The following is a 21,044-nucleotide window of genomic DNA, read 5'->3' on the forward strand; positions in this document are numbered from 1 at the left end:
CCCCCCCCCCCCCCCCCCCCCCCCCCCCCCCCCCCCCCCCCCCCCCCCCCCCCCCCCCCCCCCCCCCCCCCCCCCCCCCCCCCCCCCCCCCCCCCCGCCGCCGTACGCATGGGCTCGATCGGATGTTCAGCGGCCGATCGGAACTTCCCGAGTCGAAAACCGTGACAGATGCCTGCAAACTGGCCAGGCCGGGATCTTCCCGGCTCCTGCGGGGAGGAGGTACGGGAGTGCGCACGAGGCCGAGCGGAGCAGTATCGCTGCTGGTCACCTCGGTGATCCTGACCGGACTCCTGATGCCCGGGGCGGCCGCGCAGCCGGCCGCCGACGATCCCGCATACGGCCCCGAGGCGGTGCCCCCGGCCGTGGTGGAGCTCGCCGAGATCCCCGCAGAGCCCCCCGCACCACCCGCGCGGCCCGCCGGCCGGGACCTGTTCGGAGCGGACTGCGACACCGAGATCCTGGGCTCACAGGTGACGGCGTCCTGCCACAACGCCTATCCCGAGACCGACCTGGTCCGGCTGCACGTCGAATGCGACCGCTGGTGGGACCTGGACGGCGACGGCGCCGCCGTGGCCGTCGGCCCGGCCGGCCGGGTCGAGCTCGTCGGCCGCTGCTGGAAGGAAGTCCGCGCGGCGTGGGTCAGCCACCAGCGCCCGTGAGGTCCCCCTCCGCGTTCCGGCCGCGACACGCGAAGGGATAGCCCGCCGCCTCCGAGGCGGCCGTGTCCCCGTCCCCGCGTCTGATCGCCTCGATCAGCCGGGCGTGGTCCAGATGGCCGGCGGGACGCAGGTCGGTGCCCACGTCCGTCCGCAGCCAGTCGGCCAGCAGGTCGCCGAGGTCCGCGTACAGCTCGATCAGCACCTCGTTGTGCGAGGCCGTCACCACGGCCATGTGCAGGCTCATGTCCGCCGCCACGAACAGGTCCGCGTCCCCACTTGCCCAGGCGTCCTCGCGCCGCGCCAGCAGGGCGTCCAGCTGGACGAGGTCCCGCTCGGTGCGCCGCTCCGCCGCCAGCCGCGCCGCCGAGGACTCCAGCGTCGAGCGCAGCTCGGCGATGTGCCGCGGGTCGGCGCCGGCGAACCGGCGGTGCATCACCCCGGCCAGCTCGCTGGTGGCGAGGACGTACGTACCCGAGCCCTGCCGGATGTCGAGCAGTCCGTTGTGCGCCAGCGCCCGCACGGCCTCGCGCACGGTGTTGCGGGCCACGCCGAGCAGCTCGACGAGCTCCGGCTCGGTGGGGATGCGGGCGCCGACCGGCCACTCGCCGGAGGTGATCTGGTTGCGCAACTGGGCGATCACCTGGTCGACGAGCGCGGAGCGCCGTGGCGAGGTCAGCGGCATGGGTTCCCCTCTGGAGCGATTGGACAACCAATCATCCCATGATTCTATGATGGTGGGATGCGTGACGACGACATACAGACGCTCGACCGGCCCGCCGGGGGCCACCGGCCCTCCCGGCAGGCCACCGCCCCCACCCCGCAGCCCCCGGTGCACCCCACCTGGCTCGGGCCGGTGCTCCTCGTCGGAATCGTGCTCGCCGCCCTCAACCTGCGGCCCGCCATCACCAGCCTCGGCGCCCTCTTCGAGGAGACCCGCACCGGTCTGGGCATGAGCGGCACCGTCGCCGGACTGATCACCTCCGTCCCCGCCCTGTGCTTCGCCGTCTTCGGCGTCACCGCACCCCGTCTCTCCCGCCGCTTCGGCCCCGCCGCCGTGGTCTGCGCCGGCATGGCCGCCATCGCCATCGGACTGCTGGTCCGGCCCTTCGCGACGGGCGCCGCCGGCTTCCTCGCCGCCAGCGCCCTGTCCCTGGCCGGCATCGCCCTCACCAACGTCCTGCTCCCGGTGATCGTCAAGCGCTACTTCCCGGACCGGGTCGGCACCATGACCGGCCTGTACTCCATGGCCCTCGCCGCCGGCACCTCGCTCGCCGCCGCCACGACCGTCCCGCTCACCACCGCCCTCGGCGGCAGCTGGCGCACCGGCCTGCTCCTGTGGGCCGGGCTCGCGGTGATCGCCGTGATCCCCTGGCTGCCCATCGCCCGCGCCTCCCGCAGGCAGGAACGGGCGGCGGCGTCCGCCTCCGGCCCGGCCGGGTCGGTACGCGCCGACGCGGGCCCGCGGGTCGTCCGCAGCCGCACCGCCTGGGCCCTGGCCTGCTACTTCGGCCTCCAGGCCACGGGTGCGTACATCACCATGGGCTGGCTCCCGCAGATCTTCCGGGACGCCGGGGTCTCCGCCTCCACCGCCGGAGTGCTCCTCGCCGTCACCATGGTCATGGGAGTCCCGCTCGCCTTCGTCATCCCCGGCCTCGCCGGCCGGATGAAGAACCAGGGCGCCATCGCCGTCACCCTCGGCGCCTTCGGCCTCACCGGCTACCTCGGGCTCTACCTCGCCCCCGCCGCCGGCGCCTGGGCCTGGGCGCTCCTGCTCGGCATCTCCAACTGTGCCTTCCCGCTCGTCATCACCCTGATCGGACTGCGCGCCAAGTCCCCCGCCGGCGTGATCAAGCTCTCCGCCTTCGCCCAGAGCACCGGCTACCTCATCTCCATCCCCGGCCCCCTGGTGATCGGCACCCTCTACCAGCACAGCGGCGGCTGGGACCTGCCGCTCGCCCTGATGGCCGGACTGCTCGTGCCGCAGATCGCGCTCGGCGTCCTGGCCGGGCGGGACCGCACGATCGAGGACGAATGCGGCATGCGAGACTGACCGGCATGTCGCCCGTACTTGAACCGAACCCGCAGAACGGCCACAAGAAGCTCGGCCTCGTCCTCGGCGCGATGCTCGCCGTGAGCCTGATCATCGGCGTCATCGCGACGATCGCCTCCCCCTGACCCCGGGCACCCGGGGGCGGAGGTGGGGATAACCCCCCTTCCCCTAGGGGGTCAGGCTCAGGGACAAGTGGGGTGTGCCCCGGATGGGAACCGCCCCTTCGGATCCATAGATTCGAAGGCAGCGAGCCAGTCCCGTCCACACCCTCGGAGGCGGCCATGTCGGCCCCCACGCACACCCGGTCCCTCCCGCCCGGCCCCCGGGCACACGCCGCAGCCGGCGCGGGTGCCCGGCTGCACTGGTGGGCGCTGGCCCTGCCCGTCCTCGCCTTCGGCTGCCTGCTGCTGCTCCTCGCCGGCTCCGGCGAGGCCCACGCCGCCACCGGCGAGGTCTCCTCCCTGATGCAGGTCGTGACGCAGATCCTGCGCGCCGTCGGCTGAGCTCGCGCGCGTCCCACCTGCCGGGTGCGCCCTCCAACACCCTGCGCCCCGTGGCTCGTTTCATGCGAAGCTGGGAGCCATGAGCGCCGACACATCCCGCAGGATCGCCCTCCTCCGGCACGCCAAGGCCGACTGGCCCGAGGTGGCCGACCACGACCGTCCGCTGGCGGAACGGGGCCGCAAGGACGCGCCGGCCGTCGGTCTGAAGCTCGCCGACACCGGCATCGCCTTCGACCTGGCCCTCTGCTCCACGTCCGCCCGCACCCGCGAGACCTGGAAGCTCGCCGTCCAGGAGATGCCGCACCGGCCGAAGACCCACTACGAGGAACGGCTCTACGACGCCTCGCTGGGCGAGCTCATCGCCCTGCTGAACGAGACCTCCGACGAGGTCCGCGACCTCCTCGTCATCGGCCACAACCCCGGCATGCACGCCCTCGCCGACGCCCTCTCGGGCCGCGCGGAGGGCGACACCCTGGCGCGCATGGCCCGTACGGGATTCCCGACCGCCGCGCTCGCCGTGGTCTCGTTCACCGGCTCGTGGAAGTCCCTGGAGCACGGGGTGGGCACCCTGGTCGACTTCTGGACCCCCAAGGGGCACTGACCCACCGGACACCCCCCTACGCATGAGCGGGCCCCGGCAGCCGCACCGGCGGCCGGGGCCCGTACGCGTCCTGCGGATCAGGCCAGGTCGGCGGCCTCGACCTCCTCGCGGGTGATGCCGAGCAGGTAGAGCACCGCATCCAGGAAGGGCACGTTCACCGCCGTGTGGGCGGCCTCGCGGACCACGGGCTTGGCGTTGAAGGCCACCCCCAGCCCGGCCGCGTTGAGCATGTCCAGGTCGTTGGCCCCGTCACCGACGGCCACCGTCTGGGCCAGCGGTACGCCGGCCTCCGCGGCGAAACGGCGCAGCAGCCGGGCCTTGCCCGCCCGGTCCACGATCTCGCCGGTGACCCGGCCCGTCAGCTTCCCGTCGACGATCTCCAGCGTGTTGGCGGCGGCGAAGTCCAGCCCCAGCCGCTCCCGCAGGTCGTCCGTCACCTGGGTGAAGCCGCCGGAGACCACGCCCACCTGGTAGCCGAGCCGCTTGAGCGTACGGATCAGGGTCCGGGCGCCCGGGGTCAGCTGCACCTCGGCGCGCACCTTGTCCACGACGGAGGCGTCGAGTCCGGCGAGCAGTGCGACACGGGCGTGCAGCGACTGCTCGAAGTCCAGCTCGCCGCGCATGGCCCGCTCGGTGACCTCGGCGACCTCGGCCTCGCATCCGGCGTGCGCGGCGAAGAGCTCGATGACCTCGTCCTGGATCAGGGTCGAGTCCACGTCCATGACGACCAGGCGCTGGGCCCGGCGGTGCAGTCCGGCCGAGACCACGGCAACGTCCACGCCGATCTGCGCGGCGGCGGTGGCCAGCTCCGTGCGCAGCGGCTCGGTCTCGACGCCGGAGACGGCGAACTCCACGGCCGTGACCGGATATTTCGCGAGCCGGAAAATACGGTCGATGTTGCCGCCGGTCGCGGTGATCCGGGAGGCGATGGCGGCGGTGGACTCGGCGGTGAGCGGGTGTCCGAGGACGGTGACGTGGGAGCGGCCGCTGCCGCGGGGCCGGTTGTCACCGGTACCGGAGAGGATCTCCGCCTGCATCTTGAGGGACTCGGCCCAGCTGTGGACGGTGGCCCGCAGGTCGCCCTCCAGCCCGCCGGCGGGCTCGGTGACGAGGGCGCACAGGACGATGCGGCCACGGGTGACGACCTGCTCGATGTCGACGACGTCGACGGAGTAGGCGGCGAGGGTGTCGAACAGCCCGGCGGTGATCCCGGGACGGTCCTTGCCGAAGATCTTGACGAGGAGGGTGGGGACGTCGGAGGTCTGCGATGCGCTCATGGTGCTCTCACCGTATCTTCCCGGCTCCCCTCACAGGACCCCCGTCCCATTTCGTGAACGCGGTGTGCCGCCGGCCGCCTCCCCCTGCCGCCGCCCTTCCCGACGCCCCGGACCTGAGCACCGGACCTGCGGCTCCACCGCGCCGGGGGCGGCCCGGACGGTTTCGGCGGTGGCGGTGCGCCCGGCGGGGGAGGCGGGGCGACGGTCGGCCGCCGGGGCGCGGCCCCGGGGAGGCCCCCCGCCGCGAGGACGAGGACGGCGAGAAGTCCCGTATCTGACTCTCCGGGTGACTTTCGACCCCGTCAACGGGCAGTCCTGGGCGCCCCGGCAAGGCCCGGATTCCACATACGGCTGTGGGCCTGAAATAGTTCCCCCGGATGTTCGCCATCCCTAGACTCCCTGACGTCATGGGGGATTCTCGGGGGACTTAAGTGGGGCTGGAGTGCCGGAACTCGTACTGGAATTGAATGGAAGGACCTGGACGCTCGATCCGTCCAGGTCGTACTCGCTGGGGCGTGATCCCCAGGGAGACGTGGTGATCGACGATGCGCGGGTGTCGTGGAGGCACGCCACCATCGCCTGGAACGGCCAGGGTTGGGGTATCGAGGACCACGGCAGCACCAACGGCACCTACGTGCACGGGGCGCGGGTCCAGCAGACCGCACTCGTGCCCGGCACGCCGGTGCACCTGGGCAACGCGACCGACGGACCGCGGCTGAATCTGAGCGCAGCCGCTGCCGCGGCGCCGCAGCCGCAGCACGCGCAGCAGCCGGCCGCGGCCCAGGCGTACGCCCAGCCGCAGGCCCCGGCCTACCAGGCCCCGCAGCAGCAGGCCTGGGAACAGCAGCAGCACGCACAGCCGCAGCACGCACAGCCGCAGCAGGTGCACCTCCCGCACCAGCAGGCCGCCGCCGCACCCCGTCCCGCGCAGGGCGGGGCACCCGCGTACGGCGACCGCAGCCCGACGACGTTCCACCAGCTCTCGCTGGGCCACGTCATGCGGATCGGCCGTGCGCTGGAGAACGAGCTGGTGGTCTCCGACCTCCAGGTCTCCCGCCACCACGCCGAGTTCCGCTCGATGCCGGGCGGCCGCTTCGAGATCCACGACCTCGGCAGCCACAACGGCACCTACGTCAACGGTCAGCCGCTGGCCAAGTCCGGCACCGTGCTGCTCGGCCCGAACGACATCGTCGGCGTCGGCCACTCGACGTTCCGGATCGTCGGCGACCGCCTTGAGGAGTTCGTCGACACCGGCGAGGTCTCCTTCTCGGCCCGCCACCTCACGGTCACGGTCGAGGGCGGCAAGCAGATCCTCAAGGACGTCACCTTCGGCGTCCCGGAGAAGTCGCTGATCGGCGTCATCGGCCCCTCCGGCTCCGGCAAGTCGACGCTGCTCAAGGCGTTGACCGGCTACCGGCCCGCCGACCAGGGCGACGTCCTGTACGACAACCGCAACCTGTACAAGCAGTTCGCGGAGCTCCGCCAGCGCATCGGCCTGGTCCCGCAGGACGACATCCTGCACAAGGAGCTGACCGTACGGACGGCGCTGAAGTACGCGGCCAAGCTCCGCTTCCCGGGTGACACCGCCGAGTCCGAGCGCGCCGCACGCATCGACGAGGTGCTGCGCGAGCTCAAGCTCGACATCCACAAGGACAAGAAGATCACCGCACTCTCGGGTGGTCAGCGCAAGCGCGTGTCCGTGGCCCTGGAGCTGCTCACCAAGCCCTCGCTGATCTTCCTGGACGAGCCGACCTCCGGCCTCGACCCGGGCATGGACCGCGACGTCATGCAGCTGCTGCGCGGCCTGGCCGACGACGGCCGCACGGTCCTCGTCGTCACCCACTCCGTCGCCGAGCTGGCCATCTGCGACAAGCTGCTGGTCATGGCCCCGGGCGGTTCCGTCGCGTACTTCGGTCCGCCGGACGAGGCGCTGAACTTCTTCGGCTACACCACGTGGGCGGACGTGTTCTCGGCCTTCGAGAACTACCGCGACTACGACTGGGCCGGCCGCTGGAAGGGCTCCCAGCACTACCAGCTGTACGCCGCCGACATCGACGCGGTCGCGCCCCAGTCGGTCGCCATGCCGCCGGTCCAGCAGATGCGCCCGACCAAGCCGCAGGGCTGGGGCTCGCAGCTGTGGACGCTGATCCGCCGCTACGTCTCGGTGATCGCCTCGGACAAGGGCTTCCTGGCCCTGATGGTGCTGCTGCCCGCGGTCCTGGGCGTGGTCTCCACGGTGATCCCCGCGAAGTTCGGCCTCGCGCCGCCGGTCGCGCCGTCCCGCTTCAACGGGGACGCCGGCACGATCATGCTGATCCTCGCGGTCGGCATGTGCTTCTCGGGCGCCGCCAACTCGGTCCGCGAGCTGATCAAGGAACGCGTCATCTACGAGCGTGAGCGGGCGACCGGCCTCTACCGGTCCGCGTACCTCATGTCGAAGGTGATCGTCCTCGGGATCATCACGGCCATCCAGGGCGTGATCATCTGCGCGATCGGCTTCTTCCCGCGCGACCTGCCCACCGAGGGCCTGATCATGCCGCCGGCCGTCGAGATCTGCCTGTCGGTCATCGCGCTCGGCTTCACCTCGATGATGTTCGGCCTGGTGATCTCCTCGCTGGTGAAGACCGCCGAGAAGACCATGCCGCTGTTGGTCATGTTCGCGATCGTCCAGGTCGTGTTCACCGGCATCCTCTTCCAGGTCTACGACTCGCCGGGCCTGGAGCAGTTCGCCTGGCTGATGCCGTCCCGCTGGGCCATCGCCGCCGCCGGCACCACGCTCAACCTCGGCCAGCTCATGCCGCCGTGGGACGCCGACAACCCGACCAACACGGACCCGCTCTGGGACGCGACGGTCGGCCAGTGGAGCCTGAACATCACCATCCTGCTGCTCATCGGCATCGCCTGCGGTTTCGCGGTCCAGCGCCTGCTGCGCCGCCACGAGCCCGAGGTCATGCGGGCCGGCAAGTAACCCGGCCGGCACCACGCGCACGAAAACGCCTCAGGGCGGCACCCGGAACTCCGGGGGCCGCCCTGAGGCGCATGGGGGGCTTGGACGGGCTCGGGTGGTCCCGAGCGCGGCCCAGTGGGCAGCGTGGCCTAGTAGGCGCTGTTGACGTTGTCCATGGAGCCGTAGCGGTCGGCCGCGTAGTTGCAGGCGGCGACGATGTTCGCGACCGGGTCGTACTGGTCGAACTTGGTGCCCTTGACGTGGTACGTCTTGAAGGTCGGAAGGATGACCTGGAGCAGACCCTTGCTGGGGATGCCGTTCTGGGCGTTGATGTCCCAGTTGTTGATGGCCATCGGGTTGCCGCTGGACTCACGCATGATGTTGCGGTGAATACCGGCGTAGGTGCCCGGAATGCCTTCCTTCTTCATGATGAAGAGGGCTTCCTTGATCCAGCCGTCGAGGTTGTTCGCGAAGACCGGGGTGCGGGCGGCGGAACGGCTCGCGGCCGCCTTCTGCTCGCGGTCCTTCTTCGCGGCGGCCTCGGCCTTGGCCTTCGCCGCGTCCTTCGCCTTCTTGTCCGCGACGACCTGCTGCACGGAGAGGTGCTGCGCCACCGTCTTGGCCTGCGTGCCGTCGACGACGCGCGCCCAGGCGACGGGTGCGGCGACCGTCTGGGGCTCAGCGGCATCGGCCGGGACGAGGGAGAAGGCGAGCGCGGCGGCGCTGAACGTGGCGACGCCGGCAATGGACAGCTTGTGTGCCTTCGTCAGACGACTGTGACCGGAAGTGCTGGAAGCAGACATGGCGGGGCAACCTCTTCGAATAGCGGGGGCCGCAGGAAAGCGCCGCGAGGATCTGGGATCCGCGGCGCTGTGCGACGAGAGCAATTCTTAGCGGTGGCAAAAACTTGTGGCAAAGGTGTGACGTACGATCCTGCTTAGTGGATCAGACGCGGGCGCCGGGGCCCGATATCAGGCCCCGGCGCTACGCAGGCCCGTGCTGACAGGGCCTTTACTCGTCCACTAGGCAGCTTCGTAAGTGATGTGCGTCCTATGCCCGGGCTCACATCGAGCACGTAGCAGTCTCACCATGAGTTGCGGTAGCAATGCACTCAGTGACCGGTCTCGTCCTTGAAGAGCAGATGGACGTCCCCGAACTCGTGCCACAGGCACTGCCGGGCCCTCGCCTCCGCGTACCCGCGCCGCACGGCGGCACGCCCCGCGACCGCCTCCAGCATCAGCAGATGGGACGCTGCGGGCTCGTGCAGCCCGCTCAGCAGCCCGTCCACCACCCGCACCCCCCGCTGCGGCGTCACCACCAGGCCGGTCCAGCCCCCGGCCGCACGGACCAGCCCGTCCGGCCCCGCCGCCGACTCCAGGGCCCGCACCGCCGTCGTCCCCACGGCGATCACCCTCCCGCCGGCGGCCCGCGCGGCGTTCACCAGCCCCGCCGTCGTCCCGGGCACCTCGTACCGCTCCGGGTACGGCGGCTCGTGCGCCTCCTGCGAGGACACCCCCGTGTGCAGGGTCAGCGGCGCGAACTGCACCCCCCGGCTCACCAGCCGCGCCACCAGCTCCGCGGTGAAGGGCCGCCCGGCGCTCGGCATCTCCGCCGAACCCGATCCGTCGGCCGCCGGCACCGCGAACACCGTCTGGTACGCCGACAGCGGCTGGTCCCGCTCCGTGTACGCGTACCGGACGGGCCGCCCGTACGCCCGCAGCAGCGCCGGGACGGCTCCCGGGGCGGGGTCGGGCCGCGCCCACCACAGCCGGTCCGCTCCCGGGTCGAGGCGCTCCTCCAGGACGAGGCGGTGCCCGTCCGGCAGCTCCACCACCGCCCCCGCCGGCCCCCCGGGCCGCGGCCGGGTCGTCCCGCCACCCGCCGGATCCCGCAGCTCCACCGCCCAGCGGCCCCCGTCGCCCCGGGTGGAGAAGTGCACCACCACCTGCGCGCCGCCCAGCCGCGCGTCCACCGCGGCCGCCAGCGTGGCCGAGGTGTTCACGACCAGGACGTCCCCGGCCCGCAGCAGGTCCGGCAGCTCCCGGAAGGCGTGCAGGGACACCTCCGCGCCGCCCCGCGACACCAGGAGCCGCACGGAGTCCCGCCCCCGGCCCGGCCCGCGCTGCTCGGCGGGCACCCGCGCCACCAGTTCCGGCGGAACGTCCGCTAGGCGCAGTCCCTCTCCCTGTACATGGAGCCCGTCTTCCCGAAGGGCCTGCCGCCCGCTCACCGCGCGGTCCCCGCCCCGAGGCCCGCCCGCGCCCCGAGGGCCGCCTCCGCCGCCAGCGCCTCCGCGGTGTACCGCCCGCTCGCCCGCGCCTCCCGCACCAGCCGCAGCAGTACGGGCGCCACCTCCTTCGGCGTCGCCAGCCCCGACAGGTCCTCACCGGGCTCGGCCGCCGCCATCATCCGCGTCCGCATCGAACCGGGGTCCGCCCACCACACCCGCAGCCCCGGCTCCTCCACCGCCAGTACGCCCCACATCAGGTCCCCGGCCGCCTTGGTGGCCCCGTACGCACCCCACGTGGCGTACGGAACCACCGCGGCGTCCGAGCTGATGTTCAGCACCGCCCCCGCCGCCGAGGCCCGCAGCAATGCCAGCCCCTCCTGCACCAGCCCCAGCGGCCCCACCACATTGACCTCGAACGCCTCCCGGAGCCCGTCCAGCGGATGCGCCGCCAGCGGCACCAAGGGCTCCGCCCCCAGCACCCCCGCGTTGTTCACCAGCAGGTCCAGCCCGCCCAGCTCCCGCGCCGCCGCCACCAGCGCCGCCCGGTGCGCCGCCGAGGACACGTCCCCGGGCACCGCCACGACCCGTACGCCCCGCTCCTCCACCTCGGCCGCGGCCTCCTCCAGAGCCGCCGCACCCCGCGCACTGAGCACCAGGTCCCAGCCGTCCGCCGCCAGCTCCCCGGCCAGCGCCCGGCCCAGCCCCCGCGAAGCCCCCGTCACCATCGCCACCGACATGACCGCACCCCTGCCTTCCGTCTCCGATCACCCGACGCCCCCAACCTAGGAAGGCGCAGCCCGCCGCCGCCTCGGCCGCGAGCCCCACCCGTACAGGTCCGATGGACCTACGCCCACAGGCCGATCCCGCTGGTCAGCGCCCCGGGTACGGTGACCCCATGCGCGACCCCATGCGTGACCCCGTGCACAAGGGACCGGAACGCACCGGCCTGGCCGCCGTGAGCACCGCGCTGCTCGCCATGAGCCGCCGCCTGGAGGTCCGCGACGTCCTGCGCACGATCGTCGTGTCGGCCCGCGAGCTCCTGGACGCCGAGTACGCGGCCCTGGGCGTCCCGGACGACCACGGCGGCTTCGCCCAGTTCGTCGTGGACGGCATCAGCGCCGAGCAGTGGCGCAGCATCGGACCGCTGCCCCGCCAGCACGGCATCCTGGCCGCGATGCTCCACCACGGCGGCCCCGAGCGGCTGGCCGACGTACGCGAGGACCCGCGCTTCGAGGGCTGGCCGGCCGCCCACCCCGAGATGTCCGACTTCCTCGGCATGCCGATCCGGGACGGCGAGGAGACCCTCGGCGCCCTCTTCCTCGCCAACAAGTACCGGGGCCCCGGCGGCGGGCCCGGTTTCACCGACGAGGACCAGGAACTCCTCTCCCTCCTCGCCCAGCACGCGGCGATCGCCCTCACCAACGCCCGGCTCTACGAGCGCAGCCGCGAGCTCACCATCGCCGAGGAGCGCTCGCGCCTGGCCCACGAGCTGCACGACGCCGTCAGCCAGAAGCTCTTCTCGCTGCGCCTCACCGCCCAGGCCGCCGCCGCCCTCGTCGACCGCGACCCCGCCCGGGCCAAGGACGAGCTCCAGCAGGTGGCCGCCCTGGCGGCGGAAGCCGCCGACGAACTGCGCGCGGCCGTCACCGAGCTCCGCCCGGCCGCCCTGGACGACGACGGCCTGGTCGCGACCCTGCGGACGCACGTCCACGTACTGGACCGCGCCCACGCCGCGCACGTCACCTTCACCTGTGACGGCGTACGGGCCCTGCCCGCGTCCCAGGAGGAGGCGGTCCTGCGCGTGGCCCAGGAAGCCCTCCACAACGCCCTGCGCCACTCGGGCGCCGACCGGGTGGAGGTCACCTTGGCCCGGACGCCCGCAGGGGGCGCCGTCCTCACGGTCGTCGACTCCGGCAAGGGCTTCGACCCCAAGGCCGTCCGCCGGGCGGGCCGCCACCTCGGCCTCGTCTCCATGCGCGACCGCGCGGGCGGGGTCGGCGGCCGGCTCACCGTGCACTCGGAGCCCGGGCGGGGCACCACGATCGAGATGGAGGTCCCCGGTGGCTGACGGCACCGTACGCGGCGGCAGGATCGGCGTCCTGCTGGTCGACGACCACCAGGTGGTCCGGCGGGGCCTGCGCACCTTCCTGGAGGTCCAGGAGGACATCGAGGTGGTCGGCGAGGCCTCCGACGGCGAGGAGGGCATCGCCCGCGCCGAGGAGCTGCGCCCCGACGTGATCCTCATGGACATCAAGATGCCGGGCACCGACGGCATCGAGGCCCTGCGCAGGCTGCGCGAGCTGGCGAACCCGGCGCGGGTGCTGATCGTCACCAGCTTCACGGAGCAGCGGACCGTGGTCCCGGCCCTGCGGGCGGGAGCGGCGGGATACGTCTACAAGGACATCGACCCCGAGGCCCTGGCCGGAGCCATCCGGTCCGTCCACGCCGGCCACGTCCTCCTCCAGCCGGAGGTGGCGGTGGCCCTGCTCTCCCAGGACGACCAGAGCCCCTCCGCGGGCCGGCCGGGCTCCCTGACCGACCGCGAACGCGAGGTCCTGGGCCTGATCGCGGACGGCCGCTCCAACCGCGAGATCGCCCGGGCCCTGGTGCTGTCCGAGAAGACGGTGAAGACGCACGTGTCGAACATCCTGATGAAGCTGGACCTCTCAGATCGGACTCAGGCCGCATTGTGGGCGGTCAGGCACGGTTTGGCGGAGTAATCGGACCGAGTCCGTCCGGTCTGAGATTCATACGGTCGGGTGTATGTAGCCCACATGGCGTATCCCGAGCGCGGGGCGGGCGTTCTCCATGACGTGCCGCGGCGGCTGGTCGCGGCAGACGTACTGGAGGACGAGAACGTGAAGAACTTCAAGAAGGCCGCAGCCGTCACCATGATCGCGGGCGGCCTCCTCGCCGCCGGCGCGGGTGTCTCCTCGGCGCACGGCGGTGCGTCGGCGGAGGGCGAGGCCCTGAACTCGCCCGGCGTGGCCTCCGGGAACCAGCTCCAGGTCCCCGTCCACATCCCCGTCAACGTGGTGGGCAACACGGTCAACGTGATCGGCCTGCTCAACCCCGCCTTCGGCAACACGGGCGTCAACGCCTGACCGCCTTCTGCCGCGCACCCCCGGCCCCGCTTCCCCACCTCTCCCCGGGAAGCGGGGCCACCCTGCTCTCCCCCCTTTTTTTCAGCCCCGCCATCCCTGAGACACGGGCCCTCTCCGGCCGCTCAAGTACCCGGCCCGGGCGCAGCCCCTCTTTCAGCCCCGCCGGCGTTTGAGGCGCGGGGTCTGGGGCGGAGCCCCAGGAGCCCCGGCGCAGCCCCGGCCTCGTCCGGCGCAGCCCCGGCCTCGTCCGGCGCAGCCCCGGCCTCGTCCGGCGCAGCCCCGCCCCGGCGCAGCCGAGGGGCTAACGCCCGACCCCGCCCGCCTCAACGGCCGAGTTGTACGCCGCGACGAGCGCCCGCCGAGCCACCCGCTCCACCGGCCGCAACGCCTCCGCCCGCGCCGCCATCTCGGACGAGGACACCGCACCCCCGTGCCCGTTCTCGTACGCCAGCGACACCATCAGATCCACCCGCTGCGCCAGCGCCAGCACCCGCACCGCCCGCGCCGGATACCCCGGAGCCAAGGCATCCCGCCCCGCCGTCGCCCGCGCCCGGTACGCCGACAGCGCCGCCTCCGCCACCGGCCCCGACCCGGCCACGTCCAGCCGCGTCAGCGCGGCCGTCGCGTCGCGCAGCGCCTCCGCCAGCTCCCGCTCCGCCTCGCCCAGCGACGGCACGTCCGCCGGCGGAGCCTCCCGTACCGGCAGGCAGTGCCAGGTCACCGACACGTGCACGTCCCCCGCGGGCCCCACCTCGGTCACCTCCGGTACGAGCCCCAGCGCGGCCCCCGCGCACACCACGGCCTCCTCGGCCTCCAGCGCCCGCGCGTTGAAATCCGCCGGACCGCTCAGCCCCAGCGGATGCCCCGGCGCCGGCAGAGCCACCCGCAGCCCGGACACCCCCAGCGCCCGCAGCCGCCCCAGCGCCAGCGTGAGCCCCACCGGCCCCGCCTCACCCGGCAGCCCCTCCACCCGGTGCAGGGCGTCCTCGCCCACGATCGACGACACGGCCTCGTCGGGCGAGACCAGACCGGCCAGCAGCGCGTTCCCCCAGGCGGCCAGGCGCCCTGAACGTGGTTCGAAAAGCATCCCCCCACTTTACGGATCGGCCCCCGCACCGGGCCCCGGCCCCGGACCCCTTGCCGAGTGGCGTAGGTTTTCCCCCTGGGGCTGGGTCTACCGGCGCAACAGAGAACCGTGACTGCAAGGGGTGACAACACGCTCATGAGCGATGTTCTGGAGCTGGTGGACGTATCCGTGGTCCGCGAGGGCCGGGCTCTGGTGGACCAGGTCTCCTGGTCGGTGAAGGAGGGGGAGCGCTGGGTGATCCTCGGCCCCAACGGCGCCGGCAAGACCACACTGCTGAACCTCGCCTCCAGCTACCTCTTCCCCACCAAGGGCAGCGCCACCATCCTCGGCGGCACCCTCGGCAAGCCCGGCACCGACGTGTTCGAGCTGCGCCCCCGCATCGGCGTCGCCGGCATCGCGATGGCCGACAAGCTGCCCAAGCGGCAGACCGTCCTGCAGACCGTCCTCACCGCCGCCTACGGCATGACGGCGACCTGGCAGGAGGAGTACGAGGAGATCGACGAGCAGCGGGCCCGCGCCTTCCTCGACCGCCTCGGCATGACCGAGTACCTCGACCGGAAGTTCGGCACCCTCTCCGAGGGCGAGCGCAAGCGCACGCTGATCGCCCGCGCCCTCATGACCGACCCCGAGCTCCTGCTCCTCGACGAGCCGGCCGCCGGTCTGGACCTCGGAGGCCGCGAGGACCTCGTACGCCGCCTCGGCCGCCTGGCCCGCGACCCGCTGGCCCCCTCCATGGTCATGGTCACGCACCACGTCGAGGAGATCGCCCCCGGCTTCACCCACGTCCTGATGATCCGTCAGGGCAAGGTCGTCACCGCCGGCCCGATCGACCTCGAACTGACCTCCCGCAACCTCTCGCTCTGCTTCGGCCTCCCGCTGGTCGTCGAGCGCAACGGAAACGACCGCTGGAGCGCCCAGGGCCTCCCGCTCGGTTAGGGGTGTCCGGCCGGATCAGGCCGGGATCGCACCCTGTCCCGACCGCGCCACCCGACCTACCATGACCGGGTGGACATCGACGCATGGGTGTGGTGGCTCATCGGCGCGGTCGGACTGGGCATCCCCCTGGTCCTCACCGCCATGCCGGAGTTCGGCATGTTCGCCGTGGGCGCGGTGGCGGCCGCGGTCACGGCGGCCGTCGGCGGGGGAGTGGTGGCCCAAATCCTGGTCTTCGTGGTCGTGTCGGTAGCGCTGATCGCCGTCGTACGGCCGATCGCCAACCGGCACCGCAACCAGCGCCCCCAACACCGCAGCGGCATCGACGCGTTGAAGGGCAGAAGCGCCGTCGTCCTCGAACGCGTCGACGGCCGCGGCGGCCGCATCAAGCTCGCCGGCGAGGTCTGGTCCGCACGCACCCTCGACGCGGACACCAGCTTCGAACCCGGTCAGTCCGTCGACGTCGTGGAGATCGACGGGGCGACCGCCGTCGTCATGTGACAAGCAGCCTGCTCGCGGCCCCCGGGTCTGCGAGACTCCCTTCAACGGGGCAGCACAGACAGCCGGAAGGGCACGGGGAACCGCATGCAACCGATCATCATCGTCCTGATCATTCTGGTGGTTCTGGTCTTCATCGCACTGGTCAAGACGATCCAGGTGATCCCGCAGGCCAGCGCCGCCATCGTCGAGCGGTTCGGCCGCTACACCCGCACCCTCAACGCGGGCCTCAACATCGTCGTCCCGTTCATCGACTCGATCCGCAACCGGATCGACCTGCGCGAACAGGTCGTCCCCTTCCCGCCGCAGCCCGTCATCACCCAGGACAACCTGGTCGTCAACATCGACACGGTCATCTACTACCAGGTGACCGACGCGCGCGCCGCGACCTACGAAGTGGCCAGCTACATCCAGGCCATCGAGCAGCTCACCGTCACCACCCTGCGCAACATCATCGGCGGCATGGACCTGGAGCGCACCCTGACCTCCCGCGAGGAGATCAACGCGGCGCTCCGCGGAGTCCTCGACGAGGCCACCGGCAAGTGGGGCATCCGCGTCAACCGCGTCGAGCTCAAGGCCATCGAGCCGCCGACCTCCATCCAGGACTCGATGGAGAAGCAGATGCGCGCCGACCGCGACAAGCGCGCCGCCATCCTCCAGGCCGAGGGCGTCCGGCAGTCCGAGATCCTGCGCGCCGAGGGTGAGAAGCAGTCCTCCATCCTGCGCGCCGAAGGTGACGCCAAGGCCGCCGCCCTGCGCGCCGAGGGCGAAGCCCAGGCCATCCGCACGGTGTTCGAGTCCATCCACGCCGGTGACGCCGACCAGAAGCTCCTCGCCTACCAGTACCTCCAGATGCTCCCGAAGATCGCCGAGGGCGATGCCAACAAGCTCTGGATCGTGCCCAGCGAGATCGGCGACGCGCTCAAGGGACTCTCCGGCGCCATGGGCAACTTCGGCCCGATGGGCGGCGGTTCGGGCTTCAACCCGCAGAACTCCGGCAAGGACGCCACGAACAACGGCAACGCGGCCGCCGACAAGGCCGCCGCCGAGCGCCGCGAGCAGCCCCCCATCGACTAACCGCCGCCCCCTCCTGCATGATCGGTACGGCCCCACGACCTTCATAGCGGGGAGGCGACCCACTCATGCAAAGGGGATGGCACGGTCCATGTCCATCTGGGAATCACTCGCGGTCCTCGTCGCAGGCATAGGCGCGGGCACGATCAACACCATCGTCGGCTCCGGCACCCTCATCACCTTCCCGGTGCTGCTGGCCACCGGCCTGCCGCCGGTCACCGCCAACGTGTCCAACACCCTCGGCCTGGTGCCCGGTTCCATCAGCGGAGCCATCGGCTACCGCAAGGAACTCCAGGGCCAGCGCCCGCGCGTCCTGCGGCTCGGCGCGGTATCCGTCGTCGGCGGACTCGCGGGCGCGGTCCTGCTCCTCACCCTGCCGTCGGATTCCTTCGACACGATCGTGCCCGTCCTCATCGGGCTCGCCCTCGTGCTGGTCATCCTCCAGCCCCGCCTCGCCGCCGCCCTGCGCCGGCGCCAGGAAGCCGCCGGAGGAGACACGAGCCACCCCGACGGCGGCCCCGCCCTGCTCGGCGGCGTGCTGTTCTCCAGCGCCTACGGAGGCTACTTCGGCGCCGCCCAGGGCGTGCTCTACCTCGGCCTGATGGGCCTGCTGCTCCGCGAGGACATCCAGCGGATCAATGCCGTCAAGAACGTCATCGCCGCCCTGGTGAACGGCGTCGCGGCCGTCCTCTTCCTCTTCGTCGCCGAATTCGACTGGACGGCCGTCCTGCTCATCGCCGTCGGCTCCACCATCGGCGGCCAGATCGGCGCCAAGGTGGGCCGCAAGCTCCCGCCGACGGCACTGCGCGCGGTCATCGTGACGGTCGGCGTCCTCGCGATCGTCCAACTGCTGCTCCGCTGAGCGGCGTAGCAGAACTACGCCGCCCACCGCGGCCGACTAGGCGGAACGCTCCAGCCACTGCGGCAGGGCCTCCCGCCCCGCCACCCCCAGAGCCAGCAGCATGGCGTCCGCGGGAGACGGCACGAAGGGCTTCCTGAGGAGCGGCATCCCGGCCTCCTCAGGAGTCCGCGCCGCCTTGCGGTGGTTGTCCTCGGCGCAGGAGGCCACCGTGTTCAGCCACGTGTCCCCGCCCCCCTGCGCCCGGGGCAGCACGTGGTCCACGGTCGTCGCGCGCTTCCCGCAGTACGCGCACCGGTGCTGGTCCCGGACCAGCACCCCCCTCCGTGACCAGGGAGCATGTCTTCGGAAGGGCACCCGCACGTACCTGCACAGCCGGATCACCCGCGGCATCGGAAGCTCCATCGTGGCCGCGCGCACACGCAGCTCGGGATGCGACTGTTCGACGACGGCCTTGTCCTGGAGCACCAGGACCACCGCCCGGTTCAAGGTCACCGTCGACAGCGGCTCGAAGCTCGCATTCAGCACCAGCGTGTCCCGCATCTCGCCCACCTCCCGTGTGCAGGCCCGCGACCACTCCGGCGGCAGGGCCCGCGACCACTCTGGCCGCGCGCGCCACGCGGGACAACGCAATAAAAATGCCCGGTCCCGGCCTTCTTTAGACCAGGACCGGGCAAACGCTCGGAGAACGATCAGCCCGCGGGCGACGCGTACTCACCGATGAGCTGAGCGCGCGCGAGCGTGTGGAACCGCAGATGGAAACCGACGACGGCCGGGGACGCGTCCGAGTCCGGTCCGAGCCTCTCCTGGTCCACCGCGTACACGGTGAACACGTACCGGTGCCGTTCCCCGGCCGGCGGAGCCGCCCCGCCGAAGTCCTTGGTCCCGTAGTCGTTGCGCGCGTGCACCGCCCCGGCGGGCAGGCCCTCGAACTTCCCGCTGCCCGCACCGGGCGGCAGCTCGGTGACCGAGACCGGCAGATCGAAGAGCACCCAGTGCCAGAACCCGCTGCCCGTCGGCGCGTCCGGGTCGAAGCACGTCACGGCGAAGCTCTTCGTCCCCTCCGGGAACCCCTCCCACCGCAGCTGCGGCGAGACGTTCCCACCCGAGAGCACCTGGGCGTCACCCAGATCGGCACCCGGCGAGAGGTCCTCACTGGTCACGCTGAAGGAGGGCACCTCGGGGTGGAAGTCGTGCGGAAGAGGCGCCCTGTTCTGCTCGGTCACTTCTGGCCCTCCTGATCGCTGGCGAATACCGGTCCGAGCCTAGGACCGGCTAGAACCAGTTGCGCTGCGAACCGACGGAGGCGATCCACTGGTTCAGGTACGCCACCCAGTCGGTGCCCTGGTAGGACTGCAGCCCCACCTGGAAGCAGCGGTAGGTGTCACTGCCCTCGGAGAACAGCCCCGGCTTCTTGTCCATCTCCAGGACGACGTCCATCTCCCGGCCGTCCGAGACGAAGGTCAGCTCGACCTGGTTCAGCCCCCGGTACTGCGACGGCGGCAGGAACTCGATCTCCTGGTAGAAGGGCAGCGTCTGCCGCGTCCCACGGATGTGCCCGCGCTCCATGTCCGCACTGCGGAAGGTGAAGCCGAGCTGCCGGAAGGCGTCGAGGATCGCCTGCTGCGCCGGCACCGGGTGCACGTTGATCGCGTCGAGGTCGCCCGCGTCCACGGCACGCGCGATCTCCAGCTCGGTGCTGACCCCGATGTTCATGCCGTGCAGGTGCTGGCCACCGAAGTGGGTGATCGGCGTCTCCCACGGGATCTCCAGCCCGAAGGGCACCACGTGCAGCGCGCCGGCCTGCACCTGGAAGGCACCGCCGAGGCGCTGCTTGGTGAAGACCACGTCCTGCTTGTACTCCTGGTCACCACCCTCGACCTCGACGCGCGCCTGCAGACCGACGGACAGCCCCTCGATCTGCTGCTCGACGGATCCGCCCTGGATCCGGACCTCGCCCTGGACGATCCCGCCCGGCACCACGTTCGGCTCGGTGATCACCGTGTCCACCGACGCACCACCGGCACCCAGGCTCGCGAACAGCTTCTTGAAGCCCATGCTCAAAACTCCCCTTGAACGATCTGGCGACTACCGCTTGCAAAAAAGCGCTGTCAAACGCGGAACCTTAGGCCCCGGTCGCCGGTCCACGCGTTCCACTACGCTCGACCGGATGAGCGCGCGCCCCGACCGTACGCCCCTGCCCCGGTCCTTCTTCGACCGCCCGGTCCTCACCGTTGCCCCCGACCTCCTCGGCCGCACCCTGGTCCGCCGCACCGCGGAGGGCCCCCTCGAACTGCGCATCACGGAGGTCGAGGCCTACGAGGGCGAGGCCGACCCTGGCTCGCACGCCTACCGAGGGCGCACGGCCCGCAACGCATCGATGTTCGGGCCACCCGGACACGCGTACGTCTACTTCATCTACGGCATGTGGTTCAGCCTGAATCTGGTGTGCGGCCCGCCGGGCCACGCGAGCGGCGTTCTGGTCCGCGCCGGCGAGATCACCGTGGGCGCGGACCTCGCCGCCAAACGTCGACTTTCCGCCAGAAACCCGAGGGAACTGGCCAAGGGCCCGGCCCGGCTGGCCACAGCCCTGGACGTGGACCGCTCCCTGGACGGCGCCGACCTGTGCGCGGGCCCCGAGTCCCCCCTGTCCCTCCTCGCGGGCACCCCCACCACACCGGACCTGGTCAGCAGTGGCCCGCGCACGGGAGTGAGCGGGCTCGGCGCCGCCCACCCGTACCGCTTCTGGATCACGGGCGACCCGACGGTGAGCCCGTACCGCGCCCACGCGCCGCGCCGCCGGTCAACTTGACTCGGCCCAGTGAGACGCCTAACGTAGTCCGAGCCGCTGGAACGGGAGCACTGCTACAGCAGACCCCCCGGAGCGGCCAACCCAACACAGACGACGCACCCCTGGCGGGGTCTTATTCGGCATGTCCGAATTCCCGGCCGAACGGCTCGATTATGAGCCGCACGGGATAAGCGCTAATGTGGTGGAGCGCCGAAAGGCAAAGACCCCCAACGGTCACCGAATTCAAATCCAAGTCTGGAAACAGCGCGGAAATGATCTGGTAGAGTTGGAAACGCAAGAACAGAACGAAAGCCCGGAGGAAAGCCCCAGTCGATGCGCTGCGGGTGAGTACAAAGGAAGCGTCCGTTCCTTGAGAACTCAACAGCGTGCCAAAAATCAACGCCAGAAGTTGATACCCCGTCCACTTCGGT

At 71.7% G+C, this 21,044-nt stretch carries 24 protein-coding genes; 14 read left to right on the forward strand and 10 right to left on the reverse strand.

Features of this window, described 5'->3' with window-relative positions; all coding sequences use genetic code 11:
- Positions 1 to 293 precede the first annotated feature (293 nt).
- The gene (locus tag AC07DU_RS33530; RefSeq protein WP_479115716.1) at positions 294 to 659 is read left to right on the forward strand and encodes a hypothetical protein; all 366 of its coding nucleotides are present in this window, start codon (positions 294 to 296) and stop codon (positions 657 to 659) included.
- Here AC07DU_RS33530 and AC07DU_RS33535 read toward each other — a convergent pair.
- Positions 640 to 1,341: a FadR/GntR family transcriptional regulator gene (locus tag AC07DU_RS33535; protein WP_479033050.1), complete on the reverse strand. Its 702-nt coding sequence runs from the start codon at positions 1,339 to 1,341 to the stop codon at positions 640 to 642. The two genes, AC07DU_RS33530 and AC07DU_RS33535, sit on opposite strands and share 20 nt — an antisense overlap.
- Positions 1,342 to 1,398: 57 nt before the next feature.
- On the opposite strand from AC07DU_RS33535, the gene AC07DU_RS33540 reads away from it, so the two are divergent.
- From AC07DU_RS33540 to AC07DU_RS33555, 4 genes are all read left to right on the forward strand, one after another.
- Complete coding sequence (locus tag AC07DU_RS33540) at positions 1,399 to 2,709, forward strand: CynX/NimT family MFS transporter (RefSeq protein ID WP_479115699.1); 1,311 nt, start codon at positions 1,399 to 1,401, stop codon at positions 2,707 to 2,709.
- A gap of 5 nt (positions 2,710 to 2,714) precedes the next feature.
- Complete coding sequence (locus AC07DU_RS33545) at positions 2,715 to 2,834, forward strand: SGM_5486 family transporter-associated protein (protein WP_360899508.1); 120 nt, start codon at positions 2,715 to 2,717, stop codon at positions 2,832 to 2,834.
- Between the two features lie 156 nt (positions 2,835 to 2,990).
- Positions 2,991 to 3,212: a hypothetical protein gene (locus AC07DU_RS33550; RefSeq protein ID WP_360899505.1), complete on the forward strand. Its 222-nt coding sequence runs from the start codon at positions 2,991 to 2,993 to the stop codon at positions 3,210 to 3,212.
- 79 nt (positions 3,213 to 3,291) lie between these two features.
- Positions 3,292 to 3,813 carry a SixA phosphatase family protein gene (locus AC07DU_RS33555; RefSeq protein ID WP_360899502.1) on the forward strand — a complete coding sequence of 174 codons (522 nt, stop codon included), beginning with the start codon at positions 3,292 to 3,294 and terminating at the stop codon, positions 3,811 to 3,813.
- Positions 3,814 to 3,890: 77 nt separating this feature from the next.
- Here the strand turns inward: AC07DU_RS33555 and serB are convergent, their stop codons facing one another.
- The gene (serB, locus tag AC07DU_RS33560) at positions 3,891 to 5,090 is read right to left on the reverse strand and encodes a phosphoserine phosphatase SerB (RefSeq protein WP_453374915.1); all 1,200 of its coding nucleotides are present in this window, start codon (positions 5,088 to 5,090) and stop codon (positions 3,891 to 3,893) included.
- Positions 5,091 to 5,532: 442 nt separating this feature from the next.
- Here serB and AC07DU_RS33565 point away from each other — a divergent pair, with 442 nt between their 5' ends.
- Positions 5,533 to 8,058: an ABC transporter ATP-binding protein/permease gene (locus AC07DU_RS33565; protein ID WP_479115701.1), complete on the forward strand. Its 2,526-nt coding sequence runs from the start codon at positions 5,533 to 5,535 to the stop codon at positions 8,056 to 8,058.
- A 128-nt stretch (positions 8,059 to 8,186) separates the two neighbouring features.
- Here AC07DU_RS33565 and AC07DU_RS33570 read toward each other — a convergent pair whose 3' ends face one another.
- The 3 genes from AC07DU_RS33570 to AC07DU_RS33580 form a co-directional block, all read right to left on the reverse strand.
- Positions 8,187 to 8,840, reverse strand: coding sequence for a transglycosylase SLT domain-containing protein (locus AC07DU_RS33570; protein ID WP_479033062.1), 654 nt, complete (start codon positions 8,838 to 8,840; stop codon positions 8,187 to 8,189).
- Positions 8,841 to 9,148: 308 nt separating this feature from the next.
- On the reverse strand, positions 9,149 to 10,213 hold the full coding sequence (locus tag AC07DU_RS33575; RefSeq protein WP_479115718.1) for an S-adenosylmethionine:tRNA ribosyltransferase-isomerase: 1,065 nt from the start codon (positions 10,211 to 10,213) through the stop codon (positions 9,149 to 9,151).
- Between the two features lie 50 nt (positions 10,214 to 10,263).
- A complete protein-coding gene (locus tag AC07DU_RS33580; RefSeq protein ID WP_479115703.1) occupies positions 10,264 to 11,004 on the reverse strand; it encodes an SDR family NAD(P)-dependent oxidoreductase in 741 nt (246 codons plus the stop codon).
- Between the two features lie 158 nt (positions 11,005 to 11,162).
- Here AC07DU_RS33580 and AC07DU_RS33585 point away from each other — a divergent pair, with 158 nt between their 5' ends.
- The 3 genes from AC07DU_RS33585 to AC07DU_RS33595 all read left to right on the forward strand — a co-directional run bounded on the left by AC07DU_RS33585 (position 11,163) and on the right by AC07DU_RS33595 (position 13,371).
- A complete protein-coding gene (locus tag AC07DU_RS33585; protein ID WP_479115706.1) occupies positions 11,163 to 12,335 on the forward strand; it encodes a GAF domain-containing sensor histidine kinase in 1,173 nt (390 codons plus the stop codon).
- Positions 12,328 to 12,987 (forward strand): response regulator, encoded by a 660-nt coding sequence (locus AC07DU_RS33590; RefSeq protein WP_479033068.1) that lies wholly within the window; start codon positions 12,328 to 12,330, stop codon positions 12,985 to 12,987. Before AC07DU_RS33585 ends, AC07DU_RS33590 begins: the two co-directional genes overlap by 8 nt.
- A gap of 138 nt (positions 12,988 to 13,125) precedes the next feature.
- Positions 13,126 to 13,371, forward strand: coding sequence for a chaplin (locus AC07DU_RS33595; protein ID WP_361947092.1), 246 nt, complete (start codon positions 13,126 to 13,128; stop codon positions 13,369 to 13,371).
- A 301-nt stretch (positions 13,372 to 13,672) separates the two neighbouring features.
- Here AC07DU_RS33595 and AC07DU_RS33600 read toward each other — a convergent pair whose 3' ends face one another.
- On the reverse strand, positions 13,673 to 14,458 hold the full coding sequence (locus AC07DU_RS33600) for a hypothetical protein (RefSeq protein WP_479115708.1): 786 nt from the start codon (positions 14,456 to 14,458) through the stop codon (positions 13,673 to 13,675).
- Between the two features lie 135 nt (positions 14,459 to 14,593).
- Between AC07DU_RS33600 and AC07DU_RS33605 the strand changes: the two genes are divergently transcribed.
- The 4 genes from AC07DU_RS33605 (at position 14,594) to AC07DU_RS33620 (ending at position 17,825) form a co-directional block, all read left to right on the forward strand.
- Entirely contained in the window at positions 14,594 to 15,394 is an 801-nt protein-coding gene (locus AC07DU_RS33605; protein WP_360899478.1) for an ABC transporter ATP-binding protein, read from the forward strand.
- Positions 15,395 to 15,463: 69 nt separating this feature from the next.
- Positions 15,464 to 15,892 carry an NfeD family protein gene (locus AC07DU_RS33610; protein WP_479115710.1) on the forward strand — a complete coding sequence of 143 codons (429 nt, stop codon included), beginning with the start codon at positions 15,464 to 15,466 and terminating at the stop codon, positions 15,890 to 15,892.
- Positions 15,893 to 15,976: 84 nt separating this feature from the next.
- Positions 15,977 to 16,966, forward strand: a complete 990-nt coding sequence (locus AC07DU_RS33615; protein WP_360899472.1) for an SPFH domain-containing protein — start codon at positions 15,977 to 15,979, stop codon at positions 16,964 to 16,966.
- A gap of 88 nt (positions 16,967 to 17,054) precedes the next feature.
- Positions 17,055 to 17,825, forward strand: coding sequence for a sulfite exporter TauE/SafE family protein (locus AC07DU_RS33620; RefSeq protein WP_479115712.1), 771 nt, complete (start codon positions 17,055 to 17,057; stop codon positions 17,823 to 17,825).
- Between the two features lie 36 nt (positions 17,826 to 17,861).
- Here the strand turns inward: AC07DU_RS33620 and AC07DU_RS33625 are convergent, their stop codons facing one another.
- The 3 genes from AC07DU_RS33625 to AC07DU_RS33635 all read right to left on the reverse strand — a co-directional run bounded on the left by AC07DU_RS33625 (position 17,862) and on the right by AC07DU_RS33635 (position 19,880).
- A complete protein-coding gene (locus AC07DU_RS33625) occupies positions 17,862 to 18,365 on the reverse strand; it encodes an HNH endonuclease (protein WP_073915811.1) in 504 nt (167 codons plus the stop codon).
- A gap of 149 nt (positions 18,366 to 18,514) precedes the next feature.
- The gene (locus AC07DU_RS33630; RefSeq protein ID WP_360899465.1) at positions 18,515 to 19,048 is read right to left on the reverse strand and encodes a YbhB/YbcL family Raf kinase inhibitor-like protein; all 534 of its coding nucleotides are present in this window, start codon (positions 19,046 to 19,048) and stop codon (positions 18,515 to 18,517) included.
- A gap of 49 nt (positions 19,049 to 19,097) precedes the next feature.
- Positions 19,098 to 19,880 carry a sporulation protein gene (locus tag AC07DU_RS33635; protein WP_360899462.1) on the reverse strand — a complete coding sequence of 261 codons (783 nt, stop codon included), beginning with the start codon at positions 19,878 to 19,880 and terminating at the stop codon, positions 19,098 to 19,100.
- Positions 19,881 to 19,992: 112 nt separating this feature from the next.
- Here AC07DU_RS33635 and AC07DU_RS33640 point away from each other — a divergent pair, with 112 nt between their 5' ends.
- Entirely contained in the window at positions 19,993 to 20,634 is a 642-nt protein-coding gene (locus AC07DU_RS33640) for a DNA-3-methyladenine glycosylase (protein ID WP_479033083.1), read from the forward strand.
- A 112-nt stretch (positions 20,635 to 20,746) separates the two neighbouring features.
- Here AC07DU_RS33640 and AC07DU_RS33645 read toward each other — a convergent pair.
- Positions 20,747 to 21,044, reverse strand: a 298-nt coding sequence (locus tag AC07DU_RS33645) for a hypothetical protein (RefSeq protein ID WP_479115714.1), incomplete at its 5' end; no start/stop codon positions are given.

The sequence above is a fragment of the Streptomyces sp. NPDC045695 genome (assembly GCF_056432025.1).

What these genes read in the sequence shown, in the direction of transcription:
- AC07DU_RS33580 (WP_479115703.1), bottom strand. Translation starts at nt 11,004, where the DNA reads ATGTCGGTGGCGATGGTGACGGGGGCTTCGCGGGGGCTGGGCCGGGCG.
- AC07DU_RS33585 (WP_479115706.1), top strand. Translation starts at nt 11,163, where the DNA reads ATGCGCGACCCCATGCGTGACCCCGTGCACAAGGGACCGGAACGCACC.
- AC07DU_RS33535 (WP_479033050.1), bottom strand. Translation starts at nt 1,341, where the DNA reads ATGCCGCTGACCTCGCCACGGCGCTCCGCGCTCGTCGACCAGGTGATC.
- AC07DU_RS33620 (WP_479115712.1), top strand. Translation starts at nt 17,055, where the DNA reads ATGTCCATCTGGGAATCACTCGCGGTCCTCGTCGCAGGCATAGGCGCG.
- AC07DU_RS33555 (WP_360899502.1), top strand. Translation starts at nt 3,292, where the DNA reads ATGAGCGCCGACACATCCCGCAGGATCGCCCTCCTCCGGCACGCCAAG.
- AC07DU_RS33625 (WP_073915811.1), bottom strand. Translation starts at nt 18,365, where the DNA reads ATGCGGGACACGCTGGTGCTGAATGCGAGCTTCGAGCCGCTGTCGACG.
- AC07DU_RS33640 (WP_479033083.1), top strand. Translation starts at nt 19,993, where the DNA reads ATGAGCGCGCGCCCCGACCGTACGCCCCTGCCCCGGTCCTTCTTCGAC.
- AC07DU_RS33600 (WP_479115708.1), bottom strand. Translation starts at nt 14,458, where the DNA reads ATGCTTTTCGAACCACGTTCAGGGCGCCTGGCCGCCTGGGGGAACGCG.
- AC07DU_RS33635 (WP_360899462.1), bottom strand. Translation starts at nt 19,880, where the DNA reads ATGGGCTTCAAGAAGCTGTTCGCGAGCCTGGGTGCCGGTGGTGCGTCG.
- AC07DU_RS33605 (WP_360899478.1), top strand. Translation starts at nt 14,594, where the DNA reads ATGAGCGATGTTCTGGAGCTGGTGGACGTATCCGTGGTCCGCGAGGGC.
- AC07DU_RS33570 (WP_479033062.1), bottom strand. Translation starts at nt 8,840, where the DNA reads ATGTCTGCTTCCAGCACTTCCGGTCACAGTCGTCTGACGAAGGCACAC.
- AC07DU_RS33530 (WP_479115716.1), top strand. Translation starts at nt 294, where the DNA reads ATGCCCGGGGCGGCCGCGCAGCCGGCCGCCGACGATCCCGCATACGGC.
- AC07DU_RS33615 (WP_360899472.1), top strand. Translation starts at nt 15,977, where the DNA reads ATGCAACCGATCATCATCGTCCTGATCATTCTGGTGGTTCTGGTCTTC.
- AC07DU_RS33540 (WP_479115699.1), top strand. Translation starts at nt 1,399, where the DNA reads ATGCGTGACGACGACATACAGACGCTCGACCGGCCCGCCGGGGGCCAC.
- AC07DU_RS33545 (WP_360899508.1), top strand. Translation starts at nt 2,715, where the DNA reads ATGTCGCCCGTACTTGAACCGAACCCGCAGAACGGCCACAAGAAGCTC.
- AC07DU_RS33550 (WP_360899505.1), top strand. Translation starts at nt 2,991, where the DNA reads ATGTCGGCCCCCACGCACACCCGGTCCCTCCCGCCCGGCCCCCGGGCA.
- serB (WP_453374915.1), bottom strand. Translation starts at nt 5,090, where the DNA reads ATGAGCGCATCGCAGACCTCCGACGTCCCCACCCTCCTCGTCAAGATC.